At 68.1% G+C, this 15806-nt stretch carries 13 protein-coding genes; 6 read left to right on the plus strand and 7 right to left on the minus strand.

Going from position 1 to position 15806, the window contains the following annotated elements; genetic code table 11:
* Positions 1 to 14 precede the first annotated feature (14 nt).
* From ACLM5J_RS19570 to ACLM5J_RS19580, 3 genes are all read right to left on the minus strand, one after another.
* Positions 15 to 797: a sulfurtransferase gene (locus tag ACLM5J_RS19570; protein ID WP_413658350.1), complete on the minus strand. Its 783-nt coding sequence runs from the start codon at positions 795 to 797 to the stop codon at positions 15 to 17.
* Positions 798 to 826: 29 nt separating this feature from the next.
* The gene (locus ACLM5J_RS19575) at positions 827 to 2335 is read right to left on the minus strand and encodes an acetyl-CoA hydrolase/transferase family protein (protein ID WP_413658351.1); all 1509 of its coding nucleotides are present in this window, start codon (positions 2333 to 2335) and stop codon (positions 827 to 829) included.
* Between the two features lie 126 nt (positions 2336 to 2461).
* Entirely contained in the window at positions 2462 to 3415 is a 954-nt protein-coding gene (locus ACLM5J_RS19580; RefSeq protein WP_413658352.1) for an RDD family protein, read from the minus strand.
* A gap of 127 nt (positions 3416 to 3542) precedes the next feature.
* Between ACLM5J_RS19580 and ACLM5J_RS19585 the strand changes: the two genes are divergently transcribed.
* From ACLM5J_RS19585 to ACLM5J_RS19595, 3 genes are all read left to right on the plus strand, one after another.
* Positions 3543 to 6917 carry a M36 family metallopeptidase gene (locus ACLM5J_RS19585; RefSeq protein ID WP_413658354.1) on the plus strand — a complete coding sequence of 1125 codons (3375 nt, stop codon included), beginning with the start codon at positions 3543 to 3545 and terminating at the stop codon, positions 6915 to 6917.
* A 70-nt stretch (positions 6918 to 6987) separates the two neighbouring features.
* Positions 6988 to 8178 (plus strand): glycoside hydrolase family 6 protein, encoded by a 1191-nt coding sequence (locus ACLM5J_RS19590; protein WP_413658355.1) that lies wholly within the window; start codon positions 6988 to 6990, stop codon positions 8176 to 8178.
* Positions 8179 to 8218: 40 nt separating this feature from the next.
* Positions 8219 to 8548: a DUF1801 domain-containing protein gene (locus tag ACLM5J_RS19595; RefSeq protein ID WP_413658356.1), complete on the plus strand. Its 330-nt coding sequence runs from the start codon at positions 8219 to 8221 to the stop codon at positions 8546 to 8548.
* A gap of 65 nt (positions 8549 to 8613) precedes the next feature.
* Here the strand turns inward: ACLM5J_RS19595 and map are convergent, their stop codons facing one another.
* From map to ACLM5J_RS19615, 4 genes are all read right to left on the minus strand, one after another.
* On the minus strand, positions 8614 to 9381 hold the full coding sequence (gene map, locus ACLM5J_RS19600) for a type I methionyl aminopeptidase (RefSeq protein ID WP_413658357.1): 768 nt from the start codon (positions 9379 to 9381) through the stop codon (positions 8614 to 8616).
* A 155-nt stretch (positions 9382 to 9536) separates the two neighbouring features.
* Complete coding sequence (locus ACLM5J_RS19605; protein WP_413658358.1) at positions 9537 to 10700, minus strand: thiolase domain-containing protein; 1164 nt, start codon at positions 10698 to 10700, stop codon at positions 9537 to 9539.
* On the minus strand, positions 10700 to 11752 hold the full coding sequence (locus tag ACLM5J_RS19610) for a thiolase domain-containing protein (RefSeq protein WP_413658359.1): 1053 nt from the start codon (positions 11750 to 11752) through the stop codon (positions 10700 to 10702). Before ACLM5J_RS19610 ends, ACLM5J_RS19605 begins: the two co-directional genes overlap by 1 nt.
* Before the next feature lie 15 nt (positions 11753 to 11767).
* Positions 11768 to 12766: a Zn-ribbon domain-containing OB-fold protein gene (locus ACLM5J_RS19615; protein ID WP_413658360.1), complete on the minus strand. Its 999-nt coding sequence runs from the start codon at positions 12764 to 12766 to the stop codon at positions 11768 to 11770.
* Positions 12767 to 12828: 62 nt separating this feature from the next.
* Between ACLM5J_RS19615 and ACLM5J_RS19620 the strand changes: the two genes are divergently transcribed.
* From ACLM5J_RS19620 to ACLM5J_RS19630, 3 genes are read left to right on the plus strand one after another with little or no spacing between them, the layout of a single operon-like run.
* The gene (locus tag ACLM5J_RS19620; RefSeq protein ID WP_413658361.1) at positions 12829 to 13875 is read left to right on the plus strand and encodes an LLM class F420-dependent oxidoreductase; all 1047 of its coding nucleotides are present in this window, start codon (positions 12829 to 12831) and stop codon (positions 13873 to 13875) included.
* Positions 13872 to 15485, plus strand: coding sequence for a fatty-acid--CoA ligase FadD8 (gene fadD8 / locus ACLM5J_RS19625; protein ID WP_413658362.1), 1614 nt, complete (start codon positions 13872 to 13874; stop codon positions 15483 to 15485). The genes ACLM5J_RS19620 and fadD8 overlap by 4 nt, the downstream gene beginning before the upstream one ends.
* 4 nt (positions 15486 to 15489) lie before the next feature.
* A complete protein-coding gene (locus ACLM5J_RS19630; RefSeq protein WP_413658363.1) occupies positions 15490 to 15672 on the plus strand; it encodes a hypothetical protein in 183 nt (60 codons plus the stop codon).
* The last annotated feature ends 134 nt before the right edge of the window (positions 15673 to 15806 follow it).

Consider the following 15806-nt stretch of genomic DNA (forward strand, 5'->3'; position numbering starts at 1 on the left):
AAGCCTAGCGTGTCTCAGTCGTTGACCAGCGCCGAACGACGGGGGAGGCGACGCGAGGGTTCGTCGGCCTGGACGGTGAGGTCGGGGCGGAGCGCTTCACGGCCGTCGAAGACGAAACAGTCGCCGTCGTAATGCTCGCCGCCGACCTCCTCGAAGTACTTGAGGATGCCGCCCTCCAACTGGAGCACGTTGGTGAGGCCGAGATCGTGCATGTAGATCGCGGCCTTCTCGCACCGGATCCCGCCGGTGCAGAAGCTGACCACGGTCCGACCTTCGAGTTGCTCGCGGTTGGCGTGGACGGCGTCCGGGAACTCGGTGAACTTCTCGATCCGCCAGTCGATAGCGCCGGTGAAGGTGCCGTAGTCGACCTCGAAGGCGTTGCGGGTATCCAGCATCACCACTTCGCGGCCGTCGTCGTCGTGACCCTGGCTGAGCCAGCGGTGCAGGTCCGTCGGCCCGACCGCGGGCGCACGGCCGTCGACGGGACGGATCGTCGGGTGGTCCATCCGGATGATCTCGTTCTTCAACTTGATCAGCATCTTGGCGAACGGCTGCTCGTCCGACCAGCTCTCCTTCGCCGTGAGGGCTTCGAAGCGGACGTCGCTACGGACGGCATCGAGGAAACCGCGGAGGCGGTCGGGGTCGCCGGCCAGGAACATGTTGATGCCCTCGGGCGCGAGCAGGATCGTGCCCTTCAGCTCGGCATCCTCCACCAACGTACGCAGGGTGGCGCGCAGCGTTTCGCGGTCATCGATCGGCGCGAAGAGGTAGGCCGAGATGTTGAGCACGGAGTCCACGGTGAGCATTTTAGGGAGTCGGTCGCCGGTCACATGCTGCCGGTGTCGAGGTAACGCTGGTGCCAGCTCAACGCCTCGCCGAGGAGGTGCGGGGTGTGGCGCGCGGTGGCGCGGTCGGCCCAGGCGCGCTCGGTGTAGTCGAGAAGCGCGGGGCGGAACCGCGGGTCGGCGCAGTTGCCGATGATCCGCTGTGCCCGAGCCCGCGGGGAGAGTCCACGCAGGTCGGCCAGACCGTGTTCGGTGACGATCACGTGGACGTCGTGCTCGGTGTGGTCGACATGGCTGACCATCGGCACGATCGCCGAGATGGCGCCGTTCTTCGCCGTCGACGGGGTCAGGAAGAAGTTGAGGAAGGCGTTGCGGGCGAAGTCGCCGCTGCCGCCGATCCCGTTCATGATCGCGCTGCCCATCACGTGGGTGGAGTTGACGTTGCCGTAGATGTCGGCCTCCAGCAGACCGTTCATCGCGATGACGCCGAGGCGGCGGACCAGCTCCGGATGGTTCGAGATCTCCTCGCTACGGAGCAGGATCCGGCCCTTGTAGGCGGAGATGTTCTCCATGAACCGGGCCACCCCGATGTCGGAGAGTCCGAACGAGGTGGCCGACGCGGCGCGCAGGGTGCCGGAGTCGAGCAGGTCGAGCATCCCGTCCTGGATCACCTCGGTGAAGGCGACCAGGTCGGTGAACTCACTCGCGCCGAGGCCGGCCAGCACGGCGTTGGCGACGTTGCCGACCCCGGACTGCAAGGGCAGCAGATTGGCGGGCATCCGGCCGGCGGCGACCTCTTGGCGGAGGAAGGTCAGTACGTGCTCGGCGATAGCGCCGGAGGTGGCGTCCGGTGCCGAGAAGGGGGAGTTGCGATCGGGCCGGTCGGTCTCGACGACGGCGATCACCTTGGCGGGGTCGACGCGGAGATAGGGCTCGCCGATCCGCTGCATTGCATCGGTCAGCTCCAGCGGCAGCCGGTGCGGGGGCAGGGCGGTGCCGTAGTAGACGTCGTGGAAGCCCTCGAACTCGCGGGGCTGCCAGTGGTTGACCTCCAGGATCACCCGGTCGGCCTGTTCCAGCCAGGTCTTGTTGTTGCCGACCGAACTGCTCGGCACCAGGAGCCCGCCGGGCAGGATCGCGGTCACCTCGACGACGGCGACGTCGAGGTTGCCGTAGAAGCCGAACCACATGTGCTGGGCCGAGTGGCTCAGGTGGGCGTCGACGTAGTCGACCTCGCCGGCGTTGATCAGGGCCCGCATGGTCGGGTCCGAGTTGTAGGGGAGACGGGTGCTGACGCCGTGTGCCTCGGCCAGTACGCCGTCCGCGTCCGGTGCGGTGGAGGCGCCGCTCCACAGCCCGATCCGGAACTCCTCGCCGCGGTCGTGGGCGGCGCGGATCTGGTCGTGCAGCGCGCTGGGCACCGCCTTCGGGTAGCCGGCCCCGGTGAACCCGCTGATGCCGACGTTGTCGCCGTGTCGGATCAGTGCCGCGGCAGCCTCGGCGGGCATCACCCGTGAGAGCAGGGTCGGGCAACTGATCCGCGAAGACATGTCTTCCATTGAACCGCTTTCCGGCGAACTACCGCCTGAGGACCCCTCCTGAAGTAGGTACTCGTGTGGGCTGCCTCACCGTTGCCGTCGGTGCCGGACAGGGCGTTGGTTCGGACCGGTGGTGGCTCAAACGACCTGATGGCGACGGAGGAACTCGGTCAGAGGTGCCGGTACCTCGGCATCGCGGCGGCCCCAGTCATAGACCAGGACGGTGCGGGCCAGCACGTCGTGTGCGGTGCGGTGCCGTGCATCAACGAGCACCAACAAATAGCCCAACCCGAGCAGGAGTGAACTGAGCGGAGCGACCACTACCCGGATCAGGGCAGGCAGCGGGCGCAGTGGTGTGCCGTCGTGCTGCACGATCCGTAGCCCGAGCAGGGCCATACCCGGCGTCCGTCCGCTCACGGTGGTGGTGACGACGAGATAGAGGAACGTCCACAGCGCCAGGCCCACGGTGGCCCAGAGGCCATCGGCGTCCGGCAGCGAGCGGTCCAGGAAGACATCGCTCAACAGAGCCAAGCCCTGGTGCCCCAAGGTGTAGGTCGCCAGCGTGACGCCGAGGTCGACCAGCGCTGCCGCGCCTCGGGTGCACGCACCGGCGTAGCGACCGGTGACGATCGCTCGACCGTCACGCTCGCGCCCCTCGAGACCCACCAAGCCGGGTGGTCCGGCGGGGGAGGTCCGGCGCAGCAGCCGGTCCGCCAACCGACCGAGCAGGGTGTCGACGCCGATCAGTTGGCGGCGAGCGGTGTCGAGGCCGCTTCCGGCCAGCTGGCCGGTGGTGTCGGCGACGATGGCGGGGATACCGGCCCGGAGCACCAGCTCGTTCAGATCGACGTCGCTGAGCAGGGCGTTGACGTCGACGCGGGCCATCAGCCGGTCGACGTCGATCCGGTCGAGGAGCTGGTTCACGTCGATCCGGTCCAGAAGGTGGTTCACGTCCACCCGGTCCAGGAGCGCGTCGATGTCGACGTGGTCGAGGATCGCCTCGGCCGGGACGGCGTCCGCGACGCGGCTGGCGACGGCGTCGGCCAGGCGCCCGACGCGGCCGAGGTCGCGGCGTGAGGAGGGCGAACTCATGCCCGAACCTTAGTGGCTGGTTGCTGGTGGTCTAGAGGTCTTCGGGGGATGAAATGTGTACCGAGTGCAGAAAGCCTAAAGTGACGATCCTGCGCGATATGCCGCAGGACCGTCTGAAGGGTGCCCTATGTCTCGCGTGACCCGTCCAGCCGTGGCCGTACTGGCCCTCGGCCTGGCGCTCTCGACCGCCACCGCCGTCCAGGCCGCCCCCGCGGGCTCACCCGGGGCGCCAGGCACCACCGATCCGATTGACCGGGCGCTGGCCGCCGTCATCCAGAACCCGGGTGAGTACGGTCTCTCGGCTGTCGATACGGCCCAGCTCCGGGTCTCGTCGGTGGTCCCGGCCGGAGCTCTCACCCACGTCTACTTCCAGCAGCAGGTGGACGGCATCGACGTCGCTGAGGCGATCCTGAACGTCACGCTCGACGATCGCGGAGTCGTGCACACGGCAGGCAACACCATCAAGGCCGCCGCCGGCCGGGCCAACGCGTCCGTGCCGAAGCTGAGCGACGTCGCTGCCGCGCGTGCCGCGGCGCGCGCACTCGACCTCACCCCGACCGAGTCGTTCGCGACCAGCAGGCGCGCCAGCGGCGTCGACCGCACCCGAGAGCTCGGCGATGGCGGGGTCTCCACCGACCCGATCCCCGCGAACCTGGTCTATCAGCGGGCGGCCGGAGGCAAGCTGCGACTGGCCTGGCAACTCGGGATCCGTCCCGAGGACGGCGAGAGCTGGTGGCAGATCCGGATGGACGCTGCGACCGGCAAGGAGTTGGCCCGGGCCGACTGGGTGGCGCACGCGGACGAGTCCTACGAGGTCTACGAGCTGCCCATCGAGGCGCCGACCTTCGGTGACCGGACCATCGTCGAGGACCCGGCCGACGCGACCGCCTCGCCGTTCGGCTGGCTCGACAACGACGGTGTCGCAGGTGCGGACACGGCGCTTACCAACGGCAACAACGTCCACGCCTATACCGACGTCGATGACAACGACGTGCCGGATGCTGGCAGCGAAGCAGACGGCGGTGCCGGGCATGGCTTCCTCTTCCCGCTGGATCTCGCGCAGCCGCCGAGTACCTACCGCGATGCTGCCGTGACGAACCTTTTCTACGCCAACAACCGGATCCACGACCTGCTTTACGGCTACGGGTTCGACGAGGCCGCCGGCAACTTCCAGGCCAACAACTACGGAAATGGCGGCCAGGGCGGCGATGCCGTGATGGCCGAAGCGCAGGACGGTGCTGAGCGAGCACCGACGCCGACGCAGTGGTGGCGAGACAACGCCAACTTCGCCACCCCGCCCGACGGTCAGGCACCAAGGATGCAGATGTACCTGTGGACCGGAAATCCAGAGCGTGACGGTGACTTCGACAACGGCGTGATCGCCCACGAGTACGGCCACGGCGTCTCCAACCGGCTGACCGGCGGCCCGGCGACCGCCAGCTGCCTGGCGAACGGCGAACAGGCGGGGGAGGGCTGGAGCGACTTCATTGCCTACATCCTCACCATGCCCAGCGGCGATGAACCGGTTGACGGCCGGGGCATCGGCACCTATGCCCTTGGGCAGCCCACCAACGGAGTCGGGATCCGCACCCAACGCTACAGCCGCAACCCGGCCATCAACACGATGAACTACGACGACATCAAGGTCGCCTTCGACAACGAGGGCGTGCTGCCGCACGACGTCGGCGAGGTCTGGGGCCAGATGCTGTGGGAGATGACCTGGAACCTGATCGACGAGCACGGCTACGGCGATCTGGATGCGGGCACCGGCGGCAACAGCCTGGCGCTGAAGCTGGTGCTCGACGGAATGAAGCTGCAGTCGTGCAGCCCTGGGTTCGTGGATGGCCGCGACGCCATCCTTGCTGCCGACGAGTTGAGCAACGACGGTGCCAACTCCTGCGCCATCTGGACTGCGTTCGCCAAGCACGGCTTGGGTTACAGCGCGCTGCAAGGCAGTTCCAGCCTGATCACCGACGGTATCGAGGCCTACGACGTCTCGCCGGAATGTGAGGGCCTTGTGGTCAGTGCCGCTACCGCGACGCCGACCGCGACGCCGACCCGCGACCTGGACTATCAGGTGACCCTGAAGAACACCGGCTCGGTGGCGCTGAATGACGCGAGCGCCACTGCAACCGTTCCCGTGGGCGCCAGCTACCTCGACGGCACTTGCGCCGCGGCCTACGACCAGGGCACCCGGGTGGTTACCTTCAACGTCGGCTCGCTCGCCTCCGGCGCCAGCGCCGAGTGCGCCTTCTCGGTACGCGTCTCGCCGAGCGCGGTCACCGATCTGGTGCTGGACCAAGGCTTCGACGGCTCGCTCGCTCCGTGGACGACCGCCACTGATCTGGGGCCCGAGCAGTGGGTGGCCCGCAAGACCCGCGACGCGGAGGCTGACGTGGCCTGGGGGACCGGTGCAGATAACAAGGCGGATCACAGTGTGATCAGTGCCCCATTCGTGGTGCGTAGCGGGGATGAGCTCCACTTCGACCAGAGGTTCTCGCTCGAGCGTGACTACGACAACCTGGGCGGTGGCGGCGACGAATCCGCGGGTGGCTTCGCCTACGACGGTGGGCAGGTGCTGATCTCCACCGACGCGGGCGGCACCTGGGACAACCTGGACGCCGAGTTCACCGAGAACGGTCCGGACCTCCGGGCGATGACCTTCACCGACGGCGGCGTGCCGATCAGTCCGGTCGCGGGCGAGCGGGTCTTCTCCGGTGACTCGGGTGGTTGGCAGCACGCGGCCGCCGACCTCTCGGACTGGGCTGGCGAGACGGTCCAACTGCGCTTCCGCGTCGCCACCGACATCTGGAGCCGCTCGGACGGCTGGTGGATCGAAGACGTCCAGGTGGGCCGCCGGGTACGACTCGCCGCACAGGTCACGGCCTCAGCCGACGGACTGACCTCGCGCGGGGTCACGGTGAGTACCCCGGTCACCAGCGGTGCCCCCGACGCTCCGACCGCGGTGAAGGCCATGGTGCTGAGCAAGACCAGCGCCCGTGTCACATTCACCGCGCCCGGCTACGACGGCGACTCATCCGTCACCGGGTACCGCGTCTCCTGCGCGGCGCCGGGCGGTGTGTCCCGGACGGCGTCCGGCGCGATGTCGCCGCTGCTGGTGACCGGGCTCAGTGCGGGCCGTAGCTATGTCTGCACCGTGCAGGCGGAGAACGCGGTGGGCGCCGGTCTAGGTGCCGTCAGCGCGGCGTACCTGCAAGGCGTGAAGCCCAGTGCTCCGAAGGTGACGAAGGTAAAGGCGCTCGGAAAGCGGAAGCTGAAGGTCACCCTGAAGGAGGGGGACGATGGTGGGCTGAGCGTCAGCCGCTATGCCGTGACCTGCCGAGCCAATGGTGGCAAGACCCGCAGCGCCAGCGGTGCCCGTCCAACGCTGACTGTCACCAAGCTCACCGCCAAGAAGAAGTACACCTGCCGGGCGCGCGCCACCACCAAGCTCGGTACCAGCGCCTGGGGCAAGCCGAGCAAGAAGGTCCGCGCCCGCTGATCCACACCTGGCGGCCGGGTAGTGCCGCGGAACCCCTTGGTTTCGCGGCTGCCCGGCCGATGGGTGTGCCATGCAGAGCTTCTCGGTGCCCGCGCGCCTGGCCGGTGCCGTGGTGGTTGCCTCCGCCCTCATCGCGGCGTTGATCGTCAGCACGGGGGACCCGGGCGCGGCGCCGCAGGCAGTGCGGGCAGCCGCGGAGCCGCGGGTCGAGGTCTGGCAGGAGGCCGAGCCTGCCTACTCGCAGAACTCGGACAACCCCTTGGCGGGACTGGTCTGGGGCGTCTACAACGGTCCGCAGGACCAGGCGTCGGTCGCCTACCAGAAGGCAGGCGCCAAGCAGCGCGCCGACCTTGAGGTGATCGTGCGGCGTCCACGGACCAAGTGGTACGGCGCGTTCGTTCCGGATGCCAAGATCCGGGCCAGCGTGCAGCGGTACATCGCGGCGTCGCAGAACGGCGACCCGAACAAGTTGGTGCAGCTCGCGGTCTTCCGGATGAAGCCGTGGGAGCACACCGCCTGCAAGCGTCGTTCCACGATGGCGGAGCGGAAGAGCTACCGACGGTGGATCCGGGAGTTGGCAGCCGGGATCGGGGCGACGCCGACACTTGCGGTCATGCAGCCGGACGGCCCGTTCCTATGGTGTGTGCCGGACCGCGCGGTCAAGGCGCGGCTACTGACCTACGCCACCCGGATCCTCTCCGCGCTGCCGCGTACCTCGGTCTACATCGACGCCGGAGCCGCGGACTGGTGCGAGAACGGCAAGGGCAACGACCCGGAGCGGTGTGCGGAGATCCTCAAGCTGACCGGCATCCGCTATGCGCGGGGCTTCGCGATGGACTCCACCCACTACATGGGCCCCGCCGAGAACATCCGGCACGGGTCACGGATCGTGGAGATCTTGGAACGCGACGGCTTCGGCACCAAGCACTTCATCGTCGACACCGCGAAGAGTGGGCGTCCTACGCGGTGGAACGACATGGTGCCTTCGATCAAGGGTGGCCTGCGGGACGACGCCCGGGTCTGCACCGCGAAGGTCACCGACCGGTGCGTCACCCTCGGCATCCCGCCGACCGTCCGAGTCGCCGATCCGGCGTGGGGTCTGGCGGCGAACGTCGCCGACCTGGCGGCGCGCAACGTCGACGGCTTCGTCTGGTTCGGCCGACCTTGGCTCTACAAGCAGGCCGACCCGTTCGTGATGAAACGTGCCCGTGCGATGGTCCGCAGCACGCCGTGGCCGACTCCGCTGGTCGACCGCCGTTGATCGAGCTTGTCGAGATCAGGTGAGCGCTAGAGTCCACCTCATGACTGATGACTGGCGCGCAGCGCGTGTGGACCAGATCCGACAGTTGATCGTGGCCGCCGTCCCGGAGGTCGTCGAAGAGGCCAAGTGGCGCAAGGCCAGCAATCCCGACGGCGTCCCGACGTTCTCGCACAACGGGCTGATCTGCACGGTCGAGACCTACAAGGACAAGGTGAAGGTGACCTTCGCCAAGGGCGCCTCGCTGCCCGACCCGACCGGCGTTTTCAACGCCAGCCTGGACGCCGGTACTCGGCGCGCGATCGACATCAAGGCTGACGACGAGCTCGACGCCGACGCCTTCAGCGACCTGATCCGCGCCGCCTCCAGCTGATTCCAGCTCAATGTGACCTCAGCGTCGGCTTTCGGGTGAAATCCGAGCGCTGAGGTCACATTGGGTTAGTCGCGGGCGGTGAGGATCAGCGGACCGTCCTCGGTGATCGCCACGGTGTGCTCCATGTGGGCGCCGCGGGAACCGTCGGCGCTGCGCAGCGTCCAACCGTCGGGGTCGGTGTAGATCTCGTCGGTGGTGTGCAGGAACCACGGTTCGATGGCGATCACCAGGCCGGGCTGCAGCTTGTAACCGCGGCCGGGGCGACCGTCGTTGGAGACGTGCGGCTCGCCGTGCATCGTGCGCCCGACACCGTGACCACCGAACTGCATGTTCACCTTCAGGCCGGCCGCCCGAGCGACGCTGCCGATCGCGTGGCTGATGTCGCCGATCTTGTTGCCCGGCTGGGCTGCCGCGATACCGGCGGCCAGGGCCTGCGTGGTGGTCTCGATCAAGGCGAGATCCTCGGGGCGGGGAGTGCCGACGACGACACTCAGGGCCGAGTCGGAGACCCAGCCGTCGACGCTGCAGGCGAAGTCGACGCTGAGCAGGTCGCCGTCGCGGAGCTTGTAGTCGTGCGGCAGGCCGTGCAGGACGGCGTCGTTCACCGAGGTGCAGAGCACCTTGCCGAACGGTGAGGCACCGAACGACGGGTGGTAGTCGATGTAGCAGGACTCGGCGCCGCGATCACGGATCATCTGGTGGGCCAGGGCGTCGAGCTCCAGCAGGTTGACGCCGACATCGGCGGCCTCGGCGAGGGCGGTCAGCACCTCACCGACGAAGCGTCCTGCCGGACGCATCTCCTCGATCTGGGCAGGAGTGCGAAGTTCAATCATGTTCTCACCTTAGAGCGCGACAGAACCCGCGCTGGCATCCCCGGACCCGCGCTCGCGGGTCCGCGACAGGTCAGCGTCCGACCGTCAGGCATGCTGGACAGAACAGTGCACCCCGTCCGTGAGGGCGAACGGGGTGCACTGATCGTCAAACCGCCTTAGTTGCTCGGCGGTTCGGCCCCCACCACCCACATGGCGAAGAACTGCGAGCCGCCACCGTAGGCGTGGCCCAGCGCACGGCGGGCGCCGTCGACCTGGTGGTCGCCGGCCTTGCCGCGAACCTGGAGAGCGGCCTCGGCGAAGCGGAGCATCCCGGAGGCACCGATCGGGTTGGACGAGAGCACACCGCCCGACGCGTTGACCGGCATCGTGCCGCCCATCGCGGTGGCTCCGGACTCGGTGAGCTTCCAGCCTTCGCCCTCGGCGGCGAAGCCGAGGTTCTCCATCCACATCGGCTCGAACCAGGAGAACGGGACGTAGATCTCCGCCGCGTCGATCTCGCGGAGCGGGTCGGTGATCCCGGCCTGCTTCCACAGCGCTGCCGCGGCCTCGCGACCGGCCAGCGGGTTGACCTGGTTCCGCTCGGCTGCGGTCGTCATCTCCGAACGCATCACCGTGCCGTGGATCCAGGCCGGGGAGTCGGCGCCACGGGCCGTCTCCTCGTCCGCGATCACGAGAGCGCAAGCGCCGTCCGAGGACGGACAGGTCTCGTCGTAGCGGATCGGGTCCCAGAGCATCTGCGAAGCCATCACCGAGTCGACGGTGGTGCCCTCGTTGTGCAGGTGCGCATACGGGTTGTTGAGCGCGTTCGTCCGGTCCTTCGCCGCCACGATCGCACCGATGTGGGTCGGTGCGCCGGAGCGACGGATGTAGGAACGGACGTGCGGGGCGAAGTAGCCGCCGGCACCGGCGTGGACCGGCATGATGAACGGGAGCGGCACCGAGAGTGCCCACATCGCGTTCGACTCCGACTGCTTCTCGAACGAGACCGTCAACACCCGCTTGTGGACGCCGGCCTGGACCAGCGAGGCGGCCACGATCGCGGTGGAGCCACCCACCGACCCGGCGGTGTGCACGCGCATCAACGGCTTGCCTGCGGCACCGAGTGCCTCCGCCAGGAAGAGCTCCGGCATCATCACGCCCTCGAACAGGTCGGGCGCCTTGCCGACCACGATCGCGTCGATGTCGTCGAAGGTCATGTTCGCGTCGAGCAGAGCCCGGTCGATCGCCTCGCGGCAGAGGCCGGCGATCGAGACGTCGGGGCGAACCGCGCGGTGGTGGGTCTGCCCGACGCCGACCACAGCGGCAAGCTGCTTACCCATCAGTTGCTCCCATCCATCACACACACGAGGTTCTGCTGCAGGGCCGGGCCCGAGGTGGCGTGAGCCAGCACCTTGGTGGCGTTGCCGCTCCAGATCTGCTTGGCGGCTTCGCCGACTCGGTTCAAACCGGCGGTGAACATCGGGTTGGAGGCCAAGGCGCCGCCGCTCGGGTTGATCCGGACGTCGTCATCGAGGCCGAGTTCGCGACGCAGGATGATCTCCTGGTGGCTGAACGGGGCGTGCAGTTCGGCGATCTCGACGCCGTCCAGGTCAACGCCCTTGCCTGCCGCCCGAGCCGACGGCGACTCGGTGAGGTTACGGGCACCGAGGTGCAGCGGGTCGATGCTGTGCGAGATGCCGGTGATCCAGGCCGGACGCTCCTGGAGCCTTCGGGCGACGTCGCCGGCTGCGATCACCACAGCGGAGACACCGTCGGTGACCGGGGCGCAGTCGTGCTTGCGCAGCGGGTCGGCGTACATCGGGCGCGCCAAGAGGTCGGCGACCGAGGATCCGCCCTTACGGATCGCGTACTCGTTCTTCTCCGCATCGGTGAGCGACCGGTTGACGACCTCGGCCATCTCCTCCTCGCTCCACAGGCCGGCTTCGATCCCGAGTCGCGCCTGCAGGCCGGCGATCGAGACCGTGTCGGGCCACAACGGCGTCATGGTCAGCGGGTCGAGCTGCAGCGTCAGGGTCCGACGCAGGGTGCCGGCCGAGCTCTTGCCGAAGCCGTAGACCAGTGCCGTGTCGACCTCACCGGTCTGGATCTTCAACCAGGCCTCGTACATCGCCCAGGCGGCGTCCATCTCGACGTGCGACTCGTTGACCGGCGGCAGCGCGCCGATCGCGTCGACGGACTGGACGAACGAGAACGAACGCCCGGCCAGGTAGTCCGAGGAGCCGGAGCACCAGAAGCCGATGTCGGACCGGTTCAGGCCGGTCTTCTCGTAGAGCTCCTGGAAGACGGGGACGAGCAGCTCCACCATGGTGGGGGAGCCGTCGAAGTTGGAGGTCTGTCGCTGGGCGTATCCCACAACGGCGACGTCACGCATGGTCAGACTCCTTTCTCACAGGTGGTGCTTGTAGCTGTCGTAGTCGGCGTCCGGTTCGCCGGTGGGCCGGAAGTAGTCGATGTTCTCGATCGTGGTGCCCCACTCCTCGCGGGGCTTCCAGACCGCTTCGACACGCATCCCCATCCGGACCTCGTCGGCCGGGATCTCCTGGATGATGTGCTGCAGTGCGATGTCCGCGCCGTCGAGCAGGATGTAGGCCGACACGTACGGCGGCTTGATCTTCTGGCCCATGAACGGCACGTTGACGATGCAGTAGGTGGTGACGGTCCCGCTCTGGGAGAGCTCCACCTCTTCGGCGGTCGGCACGCCGTCGGTCGGGCAGGCGCCGCGCGGTGGAACGTAGACCTTGTTGCAGGCAGGGCAGCGTTGGCCGACGATGCGGCCGTCCGCGAGACCGCGGAAGAACGCGCTCTCCTCCGGGCTGGCGGCATAGGTGTAGTTGAGGTTGACCGGGGTGACGACCTTCGGGGTCGCCTCGCCGGGCAGGCCACTGGTGTTGATCGCCGGGCTGGTGGCCGGACGGGGCCAGCCGGCGCTCTTCGGCTCGTCGGTGACCTCGAAGCAGGCGATGTCGGTGATCGCGCCGGTCAGCTCGGCGGCCCAGCGCACCCGGACCCGCTGGCCGATGTGGACCTGCTCCGGGCTGGTCACGTCGAGCGCGTGCAGCATCGGTTCGGTGGCGCCGTCCAGGGTGACCAGCACCCAGGCGAACGGGCGGTCGAGAGGCTGGCCCTCCACCGGTTCGGGGCACCAGACCCAGGAGGTCACGGTGCCGGTGGCGGCGACCTCGACGAAGTCGGTGGTGGCCTGGTAGGTGGTCGGGTCGTACTCGAGCGGCGGCGTGATCACGCGACCGTCGCTGGTACGACCGGCGAGGAGGGTACGTTCGCTCAAACCGCTGAGATAGCTTCCGAGCACCGGTCCGGTCGACCGGGTGTAGTCGAAACTCACGCGGACCGGAGAGCTGAGCGTCCGGTTCTGGCTGGGGGTCATGGCTCAAAAGTGAAACATGTTCTAGTCTTGCTGGCAAGAGATTCCCTGCCAGGAGGATGAAGATGAAACTCGGCTTGCAGCTGGGCTACTGGGGAGCGCAACCCCCAACAGGCGTTGGAGATCTGGTGGCCGCGGCCGAAGATTCCGGCTTTGATGCGATCTTCACCGCCGAGGCGTGGGGCTCAGATGCCTTCACCCCGTTGGCGTGGTGGGGCAAGGACACCACCCGGCTCCGGCTCGGTACGTCGATCGTGCAGATGTCCGGCCGCACGCCGACCTCGATCGCGATGCACGCGCTCACCCTCGACCACCTCACCGGCGGCCGGATGATCCTGGGGATGGGTGTCTCCGGCCCCCAGGTCGTCGAAGGTTGGTACGGCGTCCCGTACAGCAAGCCGCTGGCGCGTACCCGCGAGGTCGTGGAGATCATCCGGAAGGTGTTGGCCCGCGAGGCCCCGGTGGCCAACGACGGCCCGCACCATCCGCTGCCTTACAACGGTCCGGGCTCGGTCGGCCTCGGCAAGCCGCTCAAGTCGATCGTGCACCCGCTCCGCGCTGATCTGCCGGTCTGGCTCGGTGCCGAGGGCCCCAAGAACGTCGCGCAGACCGCTGAGATCGCCGACGGCTGGATCCCGATCTTCTACACGCCGAACTCCGCCGAGATGTACCGGCCGTGGCTCGACGAGGGCTTCGCGCGGCCCGGGGCCCGGCACACCCGCGAGAGCTTCGAGATCGCGGCCACGTGCAACCTCACCATCACGGCCGACAACGGTGCTGCCAAGCAGGCCGTGATCGACGCGATGAAGCCGTTCGTCTCGCTCTACATGGGCGGCATGGGTGCCAAGGATCAGAACTTCCACAAGAACGTCTTCGAGCGGATGGGCTACGGCGCGTTGGCCGACGAGGTCCAGGAGCTCTACCTCGCCGGCCGCAAGGATGCCGCCACGGCGCTGATCCCCGACAAGCTGGTCGACGACATGCACATCATCGGCGACGCCGGTTACGTCCGTGAGCGGGTCGCCGAGTGGGAGTCGACCGGAGTCACCACCTTGCTGCTGAGCCTGCGCTCGGCAGCCGAGGTGCGTCAGGTCGCGGAGGTGCTTTCGTGAGCACCCTGACCGACCTTCCGGGCAACGAGACGCTGCGCTGGGGTACCCATAACGGGCACCTCATGGTCTCGGCGCTCAAGCGGCACCGCGACCGCCCGATCATGCACCTCGGCGACGCCAGCTTGACCGGCGGCGAGGTCGCGATCCGGATCAGCCAGTACATCCAGGCCTTCGAGGCCCTCGACGCCGGGACCGGCGTCAGCGGTGCGCTGTTGGCGCTGAACCGGCCGGAGGTGCTCTTCATCATCGGTGCCGGGCAGACCCAAGGATTCCGCCGGGTCTCCCTGCACCCGTTGGGCTCTGCCGACGACCACGCCTACGTGATCAACGATGCGGAGATCACCACGCTGGTGGTCGACCCGTACTTCGCCGGCCGCGCGCTCGAGCTGCTCGAGAAGTGCCCGAACCTCAACCAGGTGCTCACCATCGGCCCGGTTCCCGAGGAACTCGCCGCGCACCCGCGTGCCAAGGCGCACGACCTGGTGGCGGCTGCCGCTCAGTTCGACGCCAAGCCGCTCCAGGCTCGGCTGCTTCCGCCGGACCACATCGTCTCGTTGGCCTACACCGGTGGCACCACCGGCAAGCCGAAGGGCGTCGTCGGGCTGGCGCAGGCGATGAACACGATGGCGAGCATCCAGCTCAGCGAGTGGGAATGGCCCACCGAGCCGCGGTTCTTGATGTGTACCCCGTTGTCGCACGCCGGCGCGGCGTTCTTCGTCCCCGTGGTGATCAAGGGCGGCACCCTCTTCGTCTCGGCCCGGTTCGATCCGGCCGAGGTGCTGGAGACGATCGAGCGCGAGCGGATCAACTCGTTGATGCTGGTCCCGACGATGCTCTACTCGTTGCTCGACCACCCGGACAGCCGGACCCGCGACCTCTCCAGCCTGGAGACCGTCTACTACGGGGCATCGGCGATCAACCCGGTGCGGCTCAAGGAGGCGATCGAGCGTTTCGGACCGATCTTCGCCCAGTACTACGGGCAGTCCGAGGCACCGATGGCGATCACTTACTTCAGCAAGGGCGACCACGTCGACGCTGACGGCGTCCCGATCGAGTCTCGGCTCACGTCCTGTGGACGCCCGGCGGCGTTGGTCCGTGCGGCGTTGCTCGACGACGACGGCAACGAGGTTCCCCAGGGCGAGCCCGGCGAGATCTGCGTGGCCGGACCGTTGGTCTCCGGCGGTTACTGGAAGCTGCCGGAGCAGACCGCCGAGACCTGGCGCGACGGCTGGATGCGGACCGGTGACGTGGCCCGCGAGGACGAGGACGGATTCTGGTTCATCGTCGACCGGACCAAGGACATGATCGTCACCGGTGGCTTCAACGTCTTCCCGCGTGAGGTGGAGGACGTTGTCGCCGAGCACCCGGCGGTGGCTCAGGTCGGCGTGATCGGCACCCCGCACGAGAAGTTCGGCGAGGCCGTGACCGCGATCGTGGTGCTCCGGGACGGCTTCGCCCTGACCGATGAGGTGATCGCCGAGATCCAGGCGGAGGTCAAGCAGCGCAAGGGTTCGGTGCAGGTACCCAAGCAGATCGTCGCCGTCGACGCCCTGCCGCTGACCGGCCTTGGCAAGCCGGACAAGAAGGCGCTCCGCGCCACCTTCTCCTGACGCAGTGATCTCGACGGGCTCGGTCAGCGGTGGTTCGCAGGTCGGGCTTGTCGAGACCGGAGTCCTGATCTCGGCGGGCTCGGTCAGCGGTGGTCGGGAGGTCGGGCTTGTCGTGACCGGAGTCCTGATCTCGGCGGGCTCGGTCAGCGGTGGTGCGGAGGTCGAGCTTGTCGAGACCGAGACCTGATCTCGGCGGGCTCGATCAGCGCTGGTTCGGAGGTCGGGCTTGTCGTGACTGAGTCCTGATCTCGACGGGCTCGATCAAGGGTGGTGCGGAGGTCGAGCTTGTCGAGACCGAGACCTGATCTCGGCGGGCTCGAT

The organism is Nocardioides sp. Bht2 (assembly GCF_047308515.1).
Classification (GTDB): Bacteria; Actinomycetota; Actinomycetes; order Propionibacteriales; family Nocardioidaceae; genus Nocardioides.